13 protein-coding genes and 3 tRNA genes are annotated in these 18,105 nt (G+C 71.2%); 7 read left to right on the top strand and 9 right to left on the bottom strand.

Translation table 11 applies throughout. The features are described 5' to 3' along the window. The first annotated feature begins 432 nt into the window (after positions 1–432). Positions 433–618, top strand: coding sequence for a hypothetical protein (locus ACWD11_RS27480; RefSeq protein ID WP_451286174.1), 186 nt, complete (start codon positions 433–435; stop codon positions 616–618). 113 nt (positions 619–731) lie between these two features. On the opposite strand, the gene ACWD11_RS27475 is transcribed toward ACWD11_RS27480, so the two are convergent. Then, positions 732–1,259 (bottom strand): hypothetical protein, encoded by a 528-nt coding sequence (locus ACWD11_RS27475; RefSeq protein WP_451286172.1) that lies wholly within the window; start codon positions 1,257–1,259, stop codon positions 732–734. 565 nt (positions 1,260–1,824) lie between these two features. Between ACWD11_RS27475 and ACWD11_RS27470 the strand changes: the two genes are divergently transcribed. Then, complete coding sequence (locus tag ACWD11_RS27470; protein WP_451286171.1) at positions 1,825–4,125, top strand: polyprenyl synthetase family protein; 2,301 nt, start codon at positions 1,825–1,827, stop codon at positions 4,123–4,125. 58 nt (positions 4,126–4,183) lie between these two features. Here the strand turns inward: ACWD11_RS27470 and ACWD11_RS27465 are convergent. The 3 genes from ACWD11_RS27465 to ACWD11_RS27455 all read right to left on the bottom strand — a co-directional run bounded on the left by ACWD11_RS27465 (position 4,184) and on the right by ACWD11_RS27455 (position 4,589). Continuing rightward, positions 4,184–4,260, bottom strand: a tRNA-Ile gene (locus tag ACWD11_RS27465). Positions 4,261–4,438: 178 nt separating this feature from the next. Beyond that, positions 4,439–4,511, bottom strand: a tRNA-Asn gene (locus ACWD11_RS27460). Between the two features lie 5 nt (positions 4,512–4,516). Further along, a tRNA-Asn gene (locus ACWD11_RS27455) sits at positions 4,517–4,589 on the bottom strand. 133 nt (positions 4,590–4,722) lie between these two features. On the opposite strand from ACWD11_RS27455, the gene ACWD11_RS27450 reads away from it, so the two are divergent. From ACWD11_RS27450 to ACWD11_RS27435, 4 genes are all read left to right on the top strand, one after another. Continuing rightward, positions 4,723–5,028 (top strand): YtxH domain-containing protein, encoded by a 306-nt coding sequence (locus ACWD11_RS27450; protein WP_389416180.1) that lies wholly within the window; start codon positions 4,723–4,725, stop codon positions 5,026–5,028. Between the two features lie 36 nt (positions 5,029–5,064). Continuing rightward, complete coding sequence (locus ACWD11_RS27445; RefSeq protein WP_389416179.1) at positions 5,065–6,504, top strand: FGGY family carbohydrate kinase; 1,440 nt, start codon at positions 5,065–5,067, stop codon at positions 6,502–6,504. A gap of 104 nt (positions 6,505–6,608) precedes the next feature. Continuing rightward, on the top strand, positions 6,609–8,342 hold the full coding sequence (locus ACWD11_RS27440) for an ABC transporter ATP-binding protein (protein ID WP_389416178.1): 1,734 nt from the start codon (positions 6,609–6,611) through the stop codon (positions 8,340–8,342). Then, complete coding sequence (locus tag ACWD11_RS27435; RefSeq protein ID WP_451286168.1) at positions 8,342–10,270, top strand: ABC transporter ATP-binding protein; 1,929 nt, start codon at positions 8,342–8,344, stop codon at positions 10,268–10,270. Before ACWD11_RS27440 ends, ACWD11_RS27435 begins: the two co-directional genes overlap by 1 nt. 33 nt (positions 10,271–10,303) lie before the next feature. Here the strand turns inward: ACWD11_RS27435 and ACWD11_RS27430 are convergent, their stop codons facing one another. From ACWD11_RS27430 to ACWD11_RS27410, 5 genes are all read right to left on the bottom strand, one after another. Next, the gene (locus ACWD11_RS27430) at positions 10,304–11,575 is read right to left on the bottom strand and encodes an RNA polymerase sigma factor (RefSeq protein WP_389416176.1); all 1,272 of its coding nucleotides are present in this window, start codon (positions 11,573–11,575) and stop codon (positions 10,304–10,306) included. Between the two features lie 104 nt (positions 11,576–11,679). After that, the gene (dnaG, locus tag ACWD11_RS27425; RefSeq protein ID WP_451286166.1) at positions 11,680–13,581 is read right to left on the bottom strand and encodes a DNA primase; all 1,902 of its coding nucleotides are present in this window, start codon (positions 13,579–13,581) and stop codon (positions 11,680–11,682) included. A gap of 29 nt (positions 13,582–13,610) precedes the next feature. After that, a complete protein-coding gene (locus ACWD11_RS27420; RefSeq protein ID WP_389416174.1) occupies positions 13,611–14,876 on the bottom strand; it encodes an NAD(P)/FAD-dependent oxidoreductase in 1,266 nt (421 codons plus the stop codon). A gap of 135 nt (positions 14,877–15,011) precedes the next feature. Then, a complete protein-coding gene (locus tag ACWD11_RS27415; protein WP_451286164.1) occupies positions 15,012–16,292 on the bottom strand; it encodes a deoxyguanosinetriphosphate triphosphohydrolase in 1,281 nt (426 codons plus the stop codon). Between the two features lie 38 nt (positions 16,293–16,330). Continuing rightward, on the bottom strand, positions 16,331–17,206 hold the full coding sequence (locus ACWD11_RS27410; protein ID WP_451286162.1) for a sirohydrochlorin chelatase: 876 nt from the start codon (positions 17,204–17,206) through the stop codon (positions 16,331–16,333). A gap of 172 nt (positions 17,207–17,378) precedes the next feature. On the opposite strand from ACWD11_RS27410, the gene ACWD11_RS27405 reads away from it, so the two are divergent. Beyond that, positions 17,379–18,047, top strand: a complete 669-nt coding sequence (locus ACWD11_RS27405; protein WP_451286160.1) for a SanA/YdcF family protein — start codon at positions 17,379–17,381, stop codon at positions 18,045–18,047. Positions 18,048–18,105: the final 58 nt, after the last annotated feature.

The following is an 18,105-nucleotide window of genomic DNA, read 5'->3' as shown; positions in this document are numbered from 1 at the left end:
GAGAATCACCGCCCGGGCGAACCCATCGCATCGGCGTCCGCCCTCCCTTCGGGTGTTCTTGGGCGGATCGCGATCCCCTGTTCCGGCGTGGTTCGTTGGCGGATTCGGGTGGCTGCTGCTACCCGCCGCGCACGCCATGGCGAGGCGTGGCCGTACGGTGAGAGGCGCAGTCGATGGGGCTCCATCAACCGGTTCTGACCGGTGTTCTGATCATGCTCGCGGAGGCGTATACCGCTGCCACGGTTCTGGTGTGCCGCCGGGCCGTACGCGGCCGACAGGCAGGTGGTGCGTTCCCTTCCTGGGGGGCCGTCCTCGCCGGTGCCGTGGCGGCCGGTGCGATCAGCCCGCCTCCCAGCCCGTCACGGGCCTGGCGAACATCTTCGGCTGACCTGACCGCCACCCCACCCCCGCTCCGGAAGGACGTAAGCACCCGTGCCGAAGAACAGCGCCACCCCGCAGACGCCGGCCGTACGCCGCCTCGCCCGCTGGACCGCACCGGCAGCCACCCTCCTGATCATGGCCGCCGCGGCCCCCGCCGCACACGCAGGCCCCCTGAGCGACCTGAACAGCACCGTCGGCAACGTCAACAGCACCATCGGCAACGTCGCCAAAGCCTGAACGACGGTCGCCCCGGACACCCGGCCGCCACAGCCCCGGGCCCTCTGCCCCGCATCCTCCCGGGACAGAGGGCCCTACGCGAGAGCGCGGCGGGTGGGTGCCGTTCAGGTGGGTCAGGTGAGGTTGCGGATGAAGGTCAGGCCGAGGTTGGTGCCGGTCTGGGTGTTCAGCCCGCCCAGCAGGCAGGCGGTCTGGTCGGTGGCGATGAGTTGTTCGGTGTACACCATGCGGCCGGGGTGGATGATCGAGCCGCCGGTGGTGTCGGCGGTGGTGGCGGCGACGTTGTTGCCGTTGACACGGGTGACGACCGCGGGGTCGTTCTCGTCCAGGCCCACGACGGTGCTGCCGATGACGTTGCCGTCGTTGTCGTGCCATCTCCAGGTGAACTTGCCGGTCGAGTTGCCGCCGAGGCAGGACAGGACACCGTTGCCGGAGTACACGTACGTGCCGTAGGACAGATTCGGCACGTCGGACACGCAGTTGCCGACCGTGCCGGTCTCGTTGATCTCCGTCTGTTGCGGCGTGTAGGTGATGGGGTTCGAGAACTCCTGGGTGCTGTTGCCGGTCAGACACTCTATGAAGGTGCCGGCGCTGTCAGCGTGTGCGGGCGGAGCGAGCGCGATGGCCGGCGCTGCCAGCAAGGCCGCGCCAATGATCGTGCGCAGAGTGCAAGGGGTCCTCATCGGTCCTCCTGGTGTTGGTGCCACGCGGTCCTGGCCACCGGACACCGCCGGATGCTCACCGTTGGTGCAGCGGTGGGTACTCCCCCTCGACGGAGGGCCTGCGTCACGGATGCCCCTCTGCCGAGGGAGTCGTGGGGGCGTTCGTCCCCCGTCGCGGGAGACGGGTCCTGCACGTCAACGTCACAGGCGTGCCGTGCCGCACCGCGGTCCCAACCCCTACGCCACCGAGCCATGGCCCGAAAGGAGGAGCGCGCACATCACCCCAGCGACTGCGCCCCCGTGCCGTACACGCCTTCCGTCGTCCACCACCTGGCCCGTCCCACCTGCCACCCCGGCGAGCCGCGACAACCAGCTCGCGAGCGTCATGGCACAGCGCACTCCTTCGAGTGGTGCTGCCCTCTCGGACGGTGCCGCTCTCTTACGGCGGGAAAGTGCACTGATGGCCAGGCGGGAGAGCATGCAAGCCAGTGCCCCTCGCCCGCCTCCGGCGAGCCCGAGGCACCTTGACGATGTGGAGTTCGCGATGTCGGACATGATGCTCGGCGGACCGGCGGGTTCGGTGGCGGCGAGGCGGACGTCGGCTCTTCGGTATCTCTCAGCGCTGGACGAGCAGGGCGACCCGGACCTGCCGCACGCCGGGGCCGGGATGGAGTGGTGGTACGTCAATCTGCACCTGACGACCGCCGGTGGCCACCCCGTGTCGGTGTTCGCCGCGTTTTTCCGGATCGGCGAGCGGCGCCCCGACGGAACGGCGGGGCACTCACACACCATGGCCGCCGCGTGGAGCGAGCCGCAGCAGCGCCGCTACACCTCAATGTCCTGCGTGGACCCGGCCAACCTGGCGCTCATCCGGTCGGTGCTGCACCATGACCAGGCCTACGCACCACTGCTGAGGAAGGCCCTGCAGCATCTGCTGTCGGCCGACCAACCACCCCTGCCGGACCTGCCGCTGGAGGGCACCGTCACGTTCGGCACCTCCCCGTTCCGTATCGGCTACGGCCCGCACGGCGGACTGCTGCGTGACGAGGAGGGCCGCTATCACCTCGACGTGAATCATCCGCAGCGGGGCTACGCACTGCGCTGCGTGCTGACTCCGCAGCGTTCAGCCGCCTGGCAGGGCGAAACGGGTGAGGTGGCCGGACTGGGCGACGGTGAGGACGGAATGCGCTACTACAGCGTCACCCGCCTGGACGTCACCGGAAGCGTCACGCTCGACGGCACCCGGCACGACATCGTCTCCGGCACCGCGTGGTACGACCACGAGTGGGGCATCGACCTCATCCGGGCAGAGGAGGGCTACGCGCACAGCGAGCCGGAGTGGGACTGGTGCGGTCTGCACCTGGACAACGGCTACGACCTGTCCGTGTCCACCTGGCGCAAGGTCGACCACCGGGACGGAACCAGGCGGACCGCGGACCGTACGTCCCTCCTGGTCGGCCCGCCGGGCACCGGCGCGGAGCCGCTCACCGACTGGGCACTGGAGCCACAAGCCCATTGGACGTCACTGGCCACCTGTAACCGCTACCCCGTCGCATGGCGCCTGACGGCCCCGTCGCGTGGCATCGACCTTCTGCTGCGGGCGTCCTATCCGCAGCAGGAGGTGCGGACGATCACTGTGCACCGCGGTTTCTGGGAGGGGCGGGTCGAGGTCAGCGGGTCCTTCGGTGGCCGCGCCGTCAGCGGCACCGGTTTCGTCGAGGTCAAACCGGCGCAGCTGCTGCCCAGCCTGGACCCTGTGATGGAGACGATCGGAGCCGAGACCAGGGCCCAGGTGCGGCTGTTCTACCCGGCCGAGGCGGGGCCCGACGCCACCCGTGACCTGATCGGGCCCGTCGCCGAGCCGCTGCTGGCGGCCGTACCGCACGAGGTGCTGCACCGCGCCCTGGCCGCCCCGGTGCGGCACACCGTCGAAGGCGCCGGCAAGAGCTGGAGGTCGTTCGCCTTCGCCGCCGTTCTGGAGGCGCTGGGAGTCGACAGCGACCCCTACCGGCCCCTGCTCGCGGCAGTGGAACTGCTGCACACCGGCAGTTTGATGGTGGACGACGTGCAGGACGCCGCAGAGCTGCGTCGTGGCCGGGTGGCGGCCCACCGGCTCTACGGCCAGGCGACCGCCATCAACGCGGGCACGGCGGCGTACTTCACCTTCGACCGGGCACTGCGGTGCATTCCTCTGGAACCGGCCGACCGGCTGCGCGCCTACGAGGTGCTGTGCTCGATGCTGCGTGCCGCACACGCCGGGCAGGCGCTCGACATCGCGGGCGGCTCCGACGCCGACTTCCCTCGGCAGGACGGGCGGACCCTCGGTGAGAGCGTCCTCGCCGTGCACCGTCTCAAGACCGCCCTGCCGGTCCGCGCCCTCGCTGAGATCGGGGCGGTGCTGGGGCGCGCCACACCCGCCCAGGAAACCGCGCTGTGCGCGTACTTCGAGGCACTGGGGCTCGGCTACCAGATCGCCGACGACGTGTTCGACCTGCTCGGGCACCGGTCGCGTGTCGGGGACGTCCGTAAGGAGACGGGTGAGGACGTCCGCAACGGCCGCCTCACGTATCCCCTCACCTGCGCGCTGGAGATCTTGCCCAGGGACGCGGCCCTCCGCCTGTGGCGTCAGGTGCGGGCCCGGCCGACCGACGCGCACGATGTCGCCCGGTGCGTCGATGCGATCACCGGTTGCGGGGCTGCGGACCTCGCGCTGGCCCGGGCACGGGCGCTGGTGGAGCAGGAGTGGACGGCCCTCGAACCCGTCCTGCCCCACTACCCCATCACCGCCGTACTGCGTTCCCTCGGGTTCTATGCCGTCACACGCGACGCCGAACTGAACGGGTGATGTCCCGACTTCGGGGACGGGGCGCATAACAGGTCAGAACGTTTCTCCGGCCTGCTCATGGTGGGGCGGGTGGGACTCGAACCCACGGCCGACGGATTATGAGTCCGCTGCTCTAACCGGCTGAGCTACCGCCCCATAGCGGCGTGTCGCGCACATTTGTACGCGCCGTCTGCCGCAGCATAGCCGCTCATACGATCTCCTGCTTCGGATGGTCGACTACGCATGCCCTGAAGGACTTCGGCGCGCCGCGCGCGGTTCCCGGCACCGGATCAGGACATGAAAAAGGACCCCGAAGGGGCCCTCGTTCAACCTGCTCCCCCGACTGGACTCGAACCAGTAACCTGCCGGTTAACAGCCGGCTGCTCTGCCAATTGAGCTACGGAGGACCGAGCTCCCCCGACTGGACTCGAACCAGTAACCTGCCGGTTAACAGCCGGCTGCTCTGCCAATTGAGCTACGGAGGAATGCCTCGTTGCATCGAACGTAGCTACCTGGGTATTCGCCAGGGGGCGGACGCTCGCTGCGACACATACATTAGCGCAAGCAGGGGGGTGCTCCGCCAATCGGTACTCCGCCCACGAGGGAAGGCTCGCCGCCATGCGCTACAAGCTCACGTTCGCCGTCGGGCTGGCTCTGGGTTACGTGCTCGGCACACGCGCCGGACGCGAACGCTATGAGCAGCTGAAGAAATCCGCGCGCCAGGTCACGCAGAACCCGGCGGTGCGCAACACCGCGGAGACCGCGGCCCAGCAAGGCCGGGTGTACGCGGGCAAGGCCTACCAAGCCGTCAGCGACAAGGTCGGCGACAAGGTCCCGGAGTCGGTGACCCAGCGCGTCCGCCACCTCCGCGACCGTCATCCGAACGGCGCGGCCGAGGACGACTGGGGCACCAGCACCACGTAGCCGCCGGCGCAGCGCGGGACCCATAGAATTTTCGCCATGGGGATAGTCGCCGGGTTGGACAGCTCGCCCGAGTTCACTCGAATCGTCGTCTGCGACGCGGACACCGGAGCCGTGCTCCGGCAGGGGTATGCGCCGCACCCGGTCGAGGGGCGGCCGTCCGATGTCGACCCCCAGGCCTGGCTGCTCTCCCTCGGCGAGGCCGCCGGTGGCGGTCTGCTGGAGGGGGTGCAGGCCATCGGCGTGTCCTCGCAGCAGAACGCCGTCGTGCCCCTGGACTCCCAGGGCAACACCACCCGGCCCGCCATGGTCGGCGGCGACAAGCGGGCCCAGGTCGCCGCGGCCGATCTCGTCGACGCGCTCGGCGGGCGGGAGGCATGGGCGCAGGCCGTCGGCTGTGTGCCGCAGGCCGCGCAGCCGGTGACCAAGCTGCGCTGGCTCAGCAAGAGCGAACCCGACGCCGCCGCCCGCACCGCCGTCCTGCTCCAGGCCCACGACTGGCTGGTGTGGCAGCTGCTCGGGCGACCGGTGCGCCGGACCACCGACCGCGGCGGCGCCTCCGGCACCGGCTACTGGTCCGCTGCCACCGGCGCCTACCGCACCGATCTCATCGAGCTGGCGCTCGGTCACCAGGCCATGCTGCCGGAGGTGATCGGCCCCGCCGAGGCCGCCGGTACGACGCCGGAGGGGCTGCTGATCTCCGCCGGGACCGGCGAGACGATGGCCGCCGCCTTCGGGCTCGGCATCGGCCTGGGGGACGCCGTCGTCTCGCTCGGCGCCTCCGGATCCGTGATGGCCGTGCACCCCGAGGCCCTGCACGACCCGACCGGGATGATCACCGCGCTGGCCGACGCCACGGGTATGCACCTCCCGGTCGTCACCACCCTGAACGCCGTACGGACCCTGCGCGGCACCGCCGAGCTGCTCGGGCTGCCCGATCTGGAGGGCTTGTCCGAGCTGGCGATGAAGTCGACGCCGGGGTCGCACGGGCTGGTGCTGCTGCCCTATCTGGAGGGCGAGCGCACCCCGAATCTGCCGCACACCGCCGGCACCCTGGCCGGGCTCAGGCGGGAGGCGATGCGGCCGGAGCATCTGGCGCGGGCCGCCTTCGAGGGCATGCTGTGCGGACTCGCGGACGCCCTCGACGTCCTGCGCGGCCGGGGGGTCGAGGTGCGGCGGGTCTTCCTGCTGGGGGCCGCCGCCGAGCTGCCCGCGGTGCAGGCCTCGGCGCCGTCGCTGTTCGGCGCCCAGGTCGTCGTACCGCAGCCCGCCGACTACGCGGCGATCGGGGCCGCCCGGCAGGCCGCCTGGGCGCTCGGGACCTCGCAGGGCACGCTGGACGCGCGGAATCCGCCGGCCTGGCGGGGCGCGGCGGCGCAGGTGCTGGAGCCCGGCGAGGAGCTGGCGGTGGGACAGGCGGTGCGCCAGCAGTTCGTGTCGGTGCGCGAGCAGACCCATCCGGGGGCCTTTCGCCCGTAGCGCACCCTTGTTGGGTTAATCAGTTGAGGTAACACGGGCTGAGTGTCCGACGATAGGGGCCAGGGGCAACCAACCGCCCCGCCGCCGACTCCGAGAGACACAGCGTGCTCATACGACTCCTGCGGACCTATCTCAGGCCCTACCGAAAACCCATCGCACTGCTGGTGCTGCTCCAGTTCCTGCAGACCTGCGCCACGCTCTACCTGCCCACCCTGAACGCGGACATCATCGACAACGGTGTCGTCCACGGCGACACCGGCTACATCATCAGCTACGGCGCCCTGATGATCGGCATCTCGCTGGCGCAGGTCGTGTGCAACATCGGGGCCGTGTACTACGGCGCCCGGACCGCCGCGGCGCTCGGCCGGGACGTGCGCGCCGCCGTCTTCGACCGGGTGCAGTCGTTCTCCGCGCGCGAGGTGGGCCACTTCGGCGCGCCCTCGCTGATCACCCGGACCACCAATGACGTGCAGCAGGTCCAGATGCTGGCCCTGATGACGTTCACCCTGATGGTCTCGGCGCCGATCATGTGCGTCGGCGGCATCGTGCTGGCCCTCGGCCTGGATGTGCCGCTGTCCGCGGTGCTGGTCGCCGTGGTGCCGGTGCTGGGCATCTGCGTGACCTTGATCGTGCGGCGGATGCGGCCGCTGTTCCGGGCCATGCAGGTGCGTCTGGACACGGTGAACCGGGTGCTGCGCGAGCAGATCACCGGCAACCGCGTGATCCGCGCCTTCGTCCGCGACGAGTACGAGCAGCAGCGCTTCCGCAAGGCGAACACCGAGCTGACCGAGATGTCGCTGGGCACCGGGAACCTGCTCGCGCTGATGTTCCCGATCGTGATGACGGTGGTGAACCTGTCGTCGATCGCGGTGGTGTGGTTCGGCGCGCACCGGATCGACAGCGGCGGCATGCAGATCGGCGACCTGACCGCGTTCCTCGCCTATCTGATGCAGATCGTGATGTCCGTGATGATGGCCACCTTCATGTTCATGATGGTGCCGCGCGCGGAGGTGTGCGCCGAGCGGATCCAGGAGGTCCTGGACACCGACTCCAGCGTGGTGCCGCCGGTGGCACCGGTGCGGGAGCTGCGCCGGCACGGCCATCTGGAGATCCGCGGGGCGGGATTCCGCTACCCGGGTGCCGAGGAGCCGGTGCTCAAGGGCATCGACCTGGTGGCGCTGCCCGGAGAGACCACCGCCGTGATCGGCTCGACCGGCAGCGGCAAGTCCACCCTGCTGGGTCTGGTCCCCCGGCTGTTCGACGCGACGGACGGGCGGGTCCTGGTGGACGGCGAGGACGTGGCGACGATCGATCCCCGGCTGCTGGCCAGGACCGTCGGCCTGGTCCCGCAGAAGCCGTACCTGTTCGCCGGGACCGTCGCGACGAACCTTCGCTACGGCAATCCCGACGCCACCGACGAGGATCTGTGGCACGCGCTGGAGGTCGCCCAGGCCGAGGAGTTCGTGCGGCGGCTGGACGGCGGGCTCGACGCGCCGATCGCGCAGGGCGGCACCAACGTCTCCGGTGGTCAGCGCCAGCGGCTCGCCATCGCCCGGACACTCGTGCAGCGCCCGGAGATCTATCTGTTCGACGACTCCTTCTCGGCTCTCGACTACGCCACCGACGCGGCCCTGCGCGCCGCGCTGGCCCGGGAGACCGCCGAGGCGACCGTGGTGATCGTCGCCCAGCGGGTGGCGACCATCCGGGACGCCGACCGGATCGTGGTGCTCGACGAGGGCCGGGTCGTCGGCACCGGGCGGCACCGGGAGCTGATGGCGGACAACGAGACGTACCGGGAGATCGTGCTCTCCCAGCTGACGGAAGCGGAGGCCGCCTGATGGCCGGGCCGATGGGGCGGATGATGGCGGGCACCGGCCCGGACCACCGCTCGCTGGACTTCAAGGTGTCGGGCCGCCGGCTGGTCGCCCAGTTCAAGCCGGAGCGGCTCACCATCTGGGTGCTGCTGGCGTGTGTCGTGGTCAGCGTGGGGCTGACGGTCGTCGGGCCGAAGATCCTCGGCCAGGCCACCGACCTGGTCTTCGCGGGCATCGTCGGACGGGAGATGACACCCGGCGCCACGAAGGAGCAGGTCCTTCAGGACATGCGGGACCGGGGCGACGACAACGTGGCCGACATGCTCCGCAGTACCGACTTCACGCCGGGCGAGGGCATCGACTTCACCGCCGTCGGGAACGTGCTGCTGCTCGCGCTCGCCGTGTTCACCGTCGCCGGGCTGCTGATGGCGGTGGCGACGCGGCTGGTGAACCGGGCCGTGAACCGGACCATGTTCCGACTGCGCGAGGACGTGCAGGTCAAGCTGGGGCGGCTGCCGCTGTCGTACTTCGACAAGCGGCAGCGCGGTGAGGTGCTGTCCCGCGCCACCAACGACATCGACAACATCGGGCAGACCCTCCAGCAGTCGATGGGCCAGCTCATCAACTCGGTGCTGACCATCATCGGGGTGCTCGCGATGATGTTCTGGGTGTCGTGGATCCTGGCGCTGGTCGCGCTGGTGACCGTGCCGCTCTCCTTCTACATCGCCACCCGGGTCGGCAAGCGGTCGCAGCCGCACTTCGTGCAGCAGTGGCGCTCCACCGGCACGCTCAACGCGCACGTCGAGGAGATGTACACCGGGCACACCCTGGTGAAGGTGTTCGGGCGGCAGGACGAGTCGGCGCAGCAGTTCGCCGAGCAGAACGAGGCGCTGTACGAGGCCGGGTTCAAGGCGCAGTTCAACAGCGGGATCATGCAGCCGCTGATGATGTTCGTGTCGAACCTCAACTATGTGCTGGTGGCGGTGGTCGGCGGTCTGCGGGTGGCGTCGGGCTCGCTGTCCATCGGTGACGTCCAGGCCTTCATCCAGTACTCGCGGCAGTTCTCGATGCCGCTCACGCAGGTCGCGTCGATGGCGAACCTGGTGCAGTCCGGGGTGGCCTCCGCCGAGCGGGTCTTCGAACTCCTCGACGCGGAGGAGCAGTCGGCGGACCCCGTCCCGGGGGTGCGGCCGGAGGAGCTGCGCGGGCGGGTGGCGCTGGAGGGCGTGTCCTTCCGGTACGACCCCGACAAGCCGCTCATCGAGGACCTCACGCTGACGGTGGAGCCCGGGCAGACGGTCGCGATCGTCGGCCCGACCGGCGCCGGGAAGACCACGCTGGTCAACCTCCTGATGCGGTTCTACGAGGTCTCCGGCGGGCGGATCACGCTGGACGGGGTGGACGTGGCGACGATGTCCCGGGACGAACTGCGCGCCGGGATCGGCATGGTGCTGCAGGACACCTGGCTGTTCGGCGGGACCATCGCGGAGAACATCGCGTACGGGGCCGCGCGCGAGGTCACCCCGGGCGAGATCGAGGAGGCGGCCCGGGCGGCCCACGCGGACCGGTTCATCCGGACCCTTCCCGACGGCTACGACACGGTGATCGACGACGAAGGTTCCGGGGTCAGTGCCGGTGAGAAGCAGCTGATCACCATCGCCCGGGCGTTCCTGTCGGATCCGGTGATCCTGGTGCTGGACGAGGCGACGTCCTCCGTCGACACCCGTACCGAGGTGCTGATCCAGAAGGCGATGGCGAAACTCGCGCACGGCCGTACGTCGTTCGTCATCGCGCACCGCCTGTCGACGATCCGGGACGCGGACACGATCCTGGTGATGGAGAACGGCTCCATCGTCGAACAGGGCGCCCACGGCGAACTGCTGGCGGCCGACGGCGCGTACGCCCGCCTGTACAAGGCCCAGTTCGCGGAGGCGGTCGCCGAGGTGGACTGAGCGTGCGGGGGCCGCCGTCCGGCGGCCCCCCTCCTAGTCCAGGTATCCCCTGAGCTGGTCCGCGAAGGCGTGGTCGCGCAGTTTGTTCAGGGTCTTCGACTCGATCTGGCGGATGCGTTCCCTGGTCACGCCGAAGATGCGGCCTATCTCCTCCAGCGTGCGGGGGCGGCCGTCGGCCAGGCCGTAGCGGAGCTGGACGACCTTGCGCTCGCGCTCGCCCAGCGTGGACAGGACCGCCTCCAGGTGCTCGCGCAGCAGGAGGAACGCCGCCGATTCCACCGGGCTGGCCGCGTCGCCGTCCTCTATCAGGTCGCCGAGCGCCACGTCGTCCTCCTCGCCCACCGGGGCGTGCAGGGACACCGGCTCCTGGGCCAGCCGCAGCACCTCGCTCACCCGCTCCGGAGCGAGGTCCAGCTGGCCGGCCACTTCCTCCGGGGTCGGCTCGTAGCCGCGTTCCTGCAGCATGCGGCGCTGCACCCGGACCACCCGGTTGATCAGCTCCACGACATGGACCGGGACGCGGATCGTGCGGGCCTGGTCGGCCAGGGCCCGGGACATGGCCTGGCGGATCCACCAGGTGGCATACGTGGAGAACTTGTAGCCGCGGGCGTAGTCGAACTTCTCCACCGCGCGGATCAGGCCCAGGTTTCCCTCCTGCACCAGGTCCAGCATGGTCAGGCCCCGGCCGACGTACCGCTTGGCCACCGAGACCACCAGGCGCAGGTTCGCCTCGATCAGGCGGCGCTTGGCCATCCGGCCCATCACGACCAGCCGGTCCAGGTCCAGTGCCAACTGGCTGTCCAGGTCGGGGGTGCTGCTGAGCTTCTCCTCCGCGAACAGGCCGGCCTCGACGCGGCGGGCGAGTTCGACCTCCTCGGCGGCCGTGAGCAGCGGGATGCGGCCGATCTCCCGCAGGTACTGGCGGAACAGGTCCGAGGACGGCCCGCTGTTGTCGGCCCGGGGGGCGCGCACCGGCTCGGGCGGTTCGTCGAGGGCGGCCGGGGTCTCCGGCTCGGTCTCGGGGTGGTGCGCGGCACGGTTCTGCGGGGGCACCGCGACGAGGACGTCGGGCTCCTCGTCCGGTGCGGCGTCCGTGCCGCCGGCGGTACCGGTGTCGGTCTGGGTGAGGGTCTGGGTCTGCACGGGGGCGACCTCCAGGATGATCGCTGCTGAAAAGAGCGGCAGCGCGGCTTCGGGGGCGGAGTCGGCGGCCTCGCCGCTGTCCGTCCCGTACGCGATGAGCGGAACCGCGGGGGTATGGGACCCGTAGGGGACGGATCGGCCGCGCTCCGAGGACTCAGGCACCGGAACCCAGTGTTGCGTACGACACATCGCCGCCACGAGGGGCGTGCGGTGACTTTTTGCGTTCGGTCCGTGACCGCGCGGTTATCGCGGGAGCGCCCGCAGGGCTACAGAGCTGCGGCTCCGTGCTCCCGCAGAGCCTGGTCGTACTGCTGGAGAACCCACAGTTCGTTCTGCACCGCGGCGAGTCGGGCCGGGTCCCCGCCCGCGGAGAGCCGGGTCATCTGGGACTGGATGTCACGGATGCGGCGCTCGACGGCCCGGCGGCGGACGGTGACGAGCTGTTCGCCCGCGTAGTTCTCGTCGACGGTACGGCGCATGATCGCCTCGACGGCCAGCTCGGTGACCATCGCGCGGACCGCGTCGTCGGGCGCCGCGTCCCGCACCCGGACCAGATAGTCCTGCGCGTCCTGGACGCCGTACTCGACGCCGCCCGCCTCCATGACCGCCTGGCGCACGGCGGCGTAGGGCGCGGCCGTGAACTCGTCGATGCCGTACGCGTCGAAGGCCGGGGAGACCAGCTCGGGGCGCTGGAGGGCGAGCTTGAGCAGCTCGCGCTCGGTGGCGTAGACGGGGTTGCGGAGGTTGAGCGCCGGGCCCCCCGCCATCGGCCGGGGGGCGGCGTCGTACGGCTGCCGCGGGCCGCGCGCCGGGGCCGGGCCCTTGCCGCCGCGGTCCCGGGCCCAACGGGCCAGCTGGGCCACCCGCTTGACCACGAACTGGGTGTCGAGGATGCCGAGCATGCCGGCCAGCTGGACGGCGACCTCGTGCTGGGCGCCGCTGTTCTTGATGCGGGCGACGATCGGCGCGGCCTCGTCCAGTGCCGCGGCCCGGCCGCCGGGGGTGTCCAGGTCGTAGCGCAGGACGATCTGGCGGAGGGCGAACTCGAAGAGCGGGGTGCGGGGTTCGACAAGGTCGGCGACGGCCTCGTCGCCCTTGGCGAGGCGCAGGTCGCAGGGGTCCATGCCGTCGGGGGCGATGGCGATGTAGGTCTCGGCGGCGAACTTCTGGTCGTCCTCGAAGGCGCGCAGGGCCGCCTTCTGGCCGGCCGCGTCACCGTCGAAGGTGAAGATCACCCGGGCCGAGCCGTTGTCCATCAGGAGCCGGCGCAGGATCTTGATGTGGTCGGTGCCGAAGGCGGTGCCGCAGGTCGCGATGGCCGTCGGGACCCCGGCGAGATGGCAGGCCATGACGTCGGTGTAGCCCTCGACGACGACCGCGCGGGAGGACTTCGCGATCTCCTTCTTCGCCAGGTCGATGCCGTAGAGGACCTGGCTCTTGCGGTAGATCGCGGTGTCGGGGGTGTTGAGGTACTTCGGGCCGTTGTCCGCCTCGTACAGCTTGCGCGCGCCGAAGCCGACGACCTCGCCGCCGATGTCGCGGATGGGCCACATCAGCCGGCCCCGGAAGCGGTCGATGGGGCCGCGGCGGCCCTCCTGGGAGAGACCGGAGAGGATCAGCTCCTTGTCGGAGAACCCCTTGCCGCGCAGATAGCGGGTGAGGTGGTCCCACCCCTGCGGGCTGTAGCCGACGCCGAAGTGCACGGCGGCGGCCTGGTCGAAGCCGCGCTCGGCGAGGAACACCCGGCCGGTCTCGGCCTCGGGGCTGACGGCGAGCTGCTCGGCGTACCACTCGGCGGCGATCTTGTGGGCCTCGACCAGCCGGATCCGCTCGCCGCGCTGGTGGGAGGGGTTGTAGCCGCCCTCCTCGTAACGCAGGGTGATGCCGGCCTGGCCGGCGAGGCGCTCGACCGCCTCGGAGAAGGAGAGGTGGTCGACCTTCATCACGAACGTGATGGTGTCGCCGCCCTCCTGGCAGCCGAAGCAGTGGAAGAGCCCCTTGCTCGGGCTGACCTGGAAGGAGGGCGACTTCTCGTCGTGGAACGGGCAGAGCCCCTTGAGGTTGCCGCCGCCCGCGTTGCGCAGCTGGAGGTACTCGGACACCACGGCGTCGATCGGGACCGCGTCCCGAACCGCCTTCACGTCCTCGTCATTGATCCGACCTGCCACGCGTGAATACTACGGCGACGGACCGACAGCTAAGGGATGAGGCTTTCGAGCGCTGTGTGCGGGTCCGCCAGCGCCTCGGCGTTCACCCGGGCCCGGGCGCGGATCAGCCGCTGGACCGGGTCTGTGACGTCCCACACATTCACGTTCATCCCGGCCAGCACCCGGCCCTCCTTCAGCCAGAACGCGACGAACTCCCGCTTGCCCGCGTCCCCTCGGATCACCACTTCGTCGTAGGAGCCGGGGGGCGCCCAGCCGGAGTACTCCATCCCCAGGTCGTACTGGTCGGAGAAGAAGTAGGGCACCCGGTCGTGGACGACGTCCCGGCCGAGCATCGCGCGGGCCGCGGCCGGGCCGCCGTTGAGGGCGTTGGCCCAGTGCTCGACGCGCAGGCTGGTGCCGAACAGGGGGTGCGGAAAGGACGCGACGTCGCCGGCGGCGTAGATGTCCGGGTCGGAGGTGCGCAGCCGTTCGTCGACGACGAGTCCGCCGCCGTGGGCGCGGTCGGCGATCTCCAGGCCCGCCGCCTCCGCGAGGCCGGTCCGCGGCGCCGCCCCGATCGCCGCCAGCACGTCGTGCGCCGGGTGCTCCTCGCCGTCGTCCGTGCGCGCGGACAGCACCACGCCGTCCTGCCCGATGATCTCCGTCAGCCGCGCCCCGAAGTGGAAGCGCACCCCGTGCTCCCGGTGCAGCTCGGCGAAGAGCTGGCCGAGCTCCGGGCCGAGGACGCCGTGCAGCGGGGTCGGCTCCGGCTCGACGACGGTGACCTCGGCGCCGTACTCCCGGGCCGCCGCCGCGACCTCCAGGCCGATCCAGCCGGCCCCGGCGATCACGATGTGGCCGTTGTCCCGGCCGAGCGCGGCCAGGACGCCCTTGAGCCGCTCGGCGTGCGCGAGCCGGCGCAGATGGTGCACGCCGGCCAGGTCGGTGCCCGGGATGTCCAGGCGCCGGGGCTCGGCGCCGGTGGCGAGCAGCAGCTTGTCGTAGTGGACGACCGTGCCGTCCTCGCCGAAGCGGACCGTCTTCGCCGTACGGTCGATCCTGTCGACGGTCTGGCCGAGGTGCAGCTCGACGTCGTGCTGCGCGTACCAGCCGGGCTCGTGCACGAAGACGCTGTCGCGCTCCTCCTTGCCGAGCAGATAGCCCTTGGACAGCGGCGGACGCTCGTAGGGGTGGTCGCGCTCGTCGCAGATCAGTATCACGCGGCCCGTGAAGCCCTCCGCGCGCAGCGTCTCGGCCGCCTTCGCGCCGGCGAGTCCTCCTCCGACGATGACGAATGTCTGATCCGCGTCGACCACTTGATGCCTCCTCGTAAGGGTGCCGCCACTTGCGAGCGTCCCGCACGGAGTGTGATGGGGGAAGAGGGAGTGGCCCGATCAGGCCACGGAGGGTCACAATCGGGCGCGTTGCATGTCACGCACGCCCCCTCACTCTCACGCGTGCCCCGTAAGGCGTACGTGAAGCGAACGGGCCGAGGCGTCGGTGAGGGACGCGATCTGGTCCACGATCACCCGCTTGCGCTCCCGGTCGTCGGGCGCCCGGTCGAACAGCGCCCGGAACTGTGGGTCCAGCCCCTCCGGCGCCCGCGCGGTCAGCGCCTCGGCCAGTTCGGCCACGACGATCCGCTGATCGGCCCGCAGCCGCTCCTGCTCGGCCCGCTGCATGACGTACCGGTCGGCGACGGCCTTCAGGACCGCGCACTCCAGCCGGATGTCCCAAGGTACGACGAGTTCGGCGCCGTACCGGGTGAGCCGCCCGGAGCCGTGGGCGGCGCGGGTGGCGCCCTCCGCGGCGAGGCAGAAGCGGCCGATGAGCTGGCTGGTGGCGTCCTTGAGGCGGGCCTGGGCGGCGGCGGTGCCGTCGTAGCCGTGCGGCCACCACTCCTGGTCCTGGAGCCGGTCGAGGGCGGCGGCGAGTTCGGCCGGGTCGGTGTCCGCCGGGACGTACCGTCCGACGGCCACCGCGAAGACCGCCTCGCGTTCGGGGTCGGCGTGCAGGCAGTTGGGGTCGATGTGGCCGGCGTGCAGGCCGTCCTCTACGTCGTGCACGGAGTACGCCACGTCGTCGGCCCAGTCCATCACCTGGGCCTCGAAGGTGGCGCGGGTGCCGGGGGCGCCCTCGCGGACCCAGTCGAAGACGGGCCGGTCGTCGTCGTAGACGCCGAACTTCACCGACGTGGGGTCGGTGGGGTGGGCGCCCCGGGGCCAGGGGTACTTGGTGGCGGCGTCGAGGGTGGCACGGGTGAGGTTGAGTCCGACGGAGCCCTGGGGGGTGAACCGCTTGGGCTCGATCCGGGTGAGGAGCCTGAGCGACTGGGCGTTGCCCTCGAATCCGCCGACGTCCTGGGCGAATTCGTTGAGTGCCTGTTCGCCGTTGTGGCCGAACGGGGGGTGGCCGAGGTCGTGGGCCAGGCAGGCGGCCTCGACGAGGTCCGGGTCGCAGCCGAGGGCCGCGCCCAGCTCTCGGCCCACCTGGGCGCACTCCAGGGAGTGGGTGAGGCGGGTGCGGGGGCTGGCGTCCCACATCTGGCTGCGGGTGCCCGGGGTGACGACCTGGGTCTTGCCGGCGAGCCGTCTGAGGGCGGAGGAGTGGAGGATGCGGGCGCGGTCCCGCTGGAAGGCGGTGCGGCCCGGGCGCTTGTCCGGTTCCTTCGACCAGCGTTCCACGGAGGGCGGGTCGTAGCCGGGGGGTGGGAGGTGGTTCTCGTGGGCCATGCGTCGACACTATGCGCCGACGCGTCTGCCCTGGACTCTTACGTGGCGAGTGCGGGTTGCCGGTGGCTGGTCGCGCGGTTCCCCGCGCCCCTGAGGTACGTGCCCGCGGCGCTGGTCGCCAGGCTCTGGTCGTAGCGGTGGAGGACCAGTCGGGCCATCGCCGGGTGAGGGCCCAGGGGGGCCGAGGCGAGCCACGGGGCCTGGGTCGCGCACTCCGTCGCGAAGCGGCCGGGGGCCGTGAAGCAGGAGGCGACCGCTATGCGGTGGTGGCCCCGGGCGGTGAGCAGCTTGATCGCGTCGGGAACCGTGGGGGCGGCCGTCGTGGCGTAGGCGGGGAGCACCGGGACGCCGAGGCGGTCCGAGAGGAGGGCCGCCGTGTGGTTGGTGTCCACCCTGGAGTCGGGGTCGCGGGAGCCCGCCGCGGCCAGGACCACGGCCGTTCCGGGGTTCCGGGCCCAGCCGGCCTCCATCAGGCGGTCGTAGAGGGCCTCCACCAGGAGGGGGTGCGGTCCCAGCGGCTGGGCCACGCTCGTGCGTACGGCGGACTGCGCCGCCATCTCGGGGATGTCCCGTTTCACGTGGTAGCCGCGGCTGAGGAGGAGGGGGACCAGCACGGCCGCGTCCGTGTCGAGGGCGGCGAGCGTGTCGGGGAGCAGGGGCTCGTTCAGTTCGATGTGGCCCAGCCGTACGGGCAGGCCCGGGCGGAGTTCGCGGACGCGCTCCAGGAGGGCGTGGACGGTGCTCAGGGCGCGCGGGTCCCGGCTGCCGTGGGCCACGACCACCAGCGCGGGCGGGGTGGGGCGGCGCCGGCCGTCGAGCGCGACGGTGCCGAGCTGGCTGCTGATCCGGTTCATGAGATGCGCCGAACTGTCGAGGGACGTGGACTCGTCGTGAAGTGAGGGCGACGCCGTCATGAACCGATGGTGGGGGCCGGAGGTTGCCACGCCGTTGCGCGGGGGTCACGGGTCTTTTCCGTAGGTTCACCGTCCGGGCCCCGGCGCTGTGAACCGGCCTGACCTGGGCTTTCGGCGGCCCGAGTGACCTTGGTCACGCAACCGGGCGCGGGCGCCCGGCGTCCTACGGTGCATGAGGATCCGCCTGCCGCGCACCCGCACCGCACAACGCCGGCTGGTGCAGGCGCTGATGGCGGCGTGTGTGCTGGCCCTGACTCCGATGACCTGGATGTACGTCTCCACCGGCGACCGGCTGCGCTCCCTCGCCGACGCGCCGCGCACCGACGTGGCCGTCGTCTTCGGCGCGGGCCTGTGGCAGGGGGAGCCGTCGCCGTACCTGGCCCACCGGCTGGACGCGGCGGCCGAGCTGTACCGCGCGGGACGGGTGAAGGTCGTCCTGGTCACCGGCGACAACAGCCGCGAGGACTACGACGAGCCGGACGCCATGCGCGCCTATCTGACCCGGCACGGGGTGCCCGACGCGCGCATCGTCAGCGACTACGCGGGCTTCGACACCTGGGACTCCTGCGTACGCGCGAAGAAGATCTTCGGGGTGGACGAGGCGGTGCTGATCAGCCAGGGGTTCCACATCCGGCGGGCTCTCGCCCTGTGCGAGGCGGCCGGTGTGACGTCGTACGGGGTCGGGGTGACCGCCGCGCACGACGCCACCTGGTACTACGGCGGCACCCGGGAGATCCTCGCGGCGGGCAAGGCCGCGCTGGACGCGGTGCTCCGGCCGGACCCCACCTTCCTCGGACCGGCGGAACCCGGGGTCGCGGAAGCGCTCGCGGCCGGCCGGTGAACGGTGCCTCACCGCCCGCGGGGGTCGACGGGGAGGTGGCCGTCGACGTGGCGTAACA

This window comes from Streptomyces sp. NPDC002776, from assembly GCF_053592195.1.
Note: the sequence above shows the minus strand (reverse complement) of the source record. Positions and strands in the feature narration are given on the sequence as shown.

What these genes read in the sequence shown, in the direction of transcription:
- ACWD11_RS27405 (WP_451286160.1), top strand. Translation starts at nt 17,379, where the DNA reads ATGAGGATCCGCCTGCCGCGCACCCGCACCGCACAACGCCGGCTGGTG.
- ACWD11_RS27415 (WP_451286164.1), bottom strand. Translation starts at nt 16,292, where the DNA reads ATGGCCCACGAGAACCACCTCCCACCCCCCGGCTACGACCCGCCCTCC.
- ACWD11_RS27470 (WP_451286171.1), top strand. Translation starts at nt 1,825, where the DNA reads ATGTCGGACATGATGCTCGGCGGACCGGCGGGTTCGGTGGCGGCGAGG.
- ACWD11_RS27445 (WP_389416179.1), top strand. Translation starts at nt 5,065, where the DNA reads ATGGGGATAGTCGCCGGGTTGGACAGCTCGCCCGAGTTCACTCGAATC.
- ACWD11_RS27450 (WP_389416180.1), top strand. Translation starts at nt 4,723, where the DNA reads ATGCGCTACAAGCTCACGTTCGCCGTCGGGCTGGCTCTGGGTTACGTG.
- ACWD11_RS27435 (WP_451286168.1), top strand. Translation starts at nt 8,342, where the DNA reads ATGGCCGGGCCGATGGGGCGGATGATGGCGGGCACCGGCCCGGACCAC.
- ACWD11_RS27410 (WP_451286162.1), bottom strand. Translation starts at nt 17,206, where the DNA reads ATGACGGCGTCGCCCTCACTTCACGACGAGTCCACGTCCCTCGACAGT.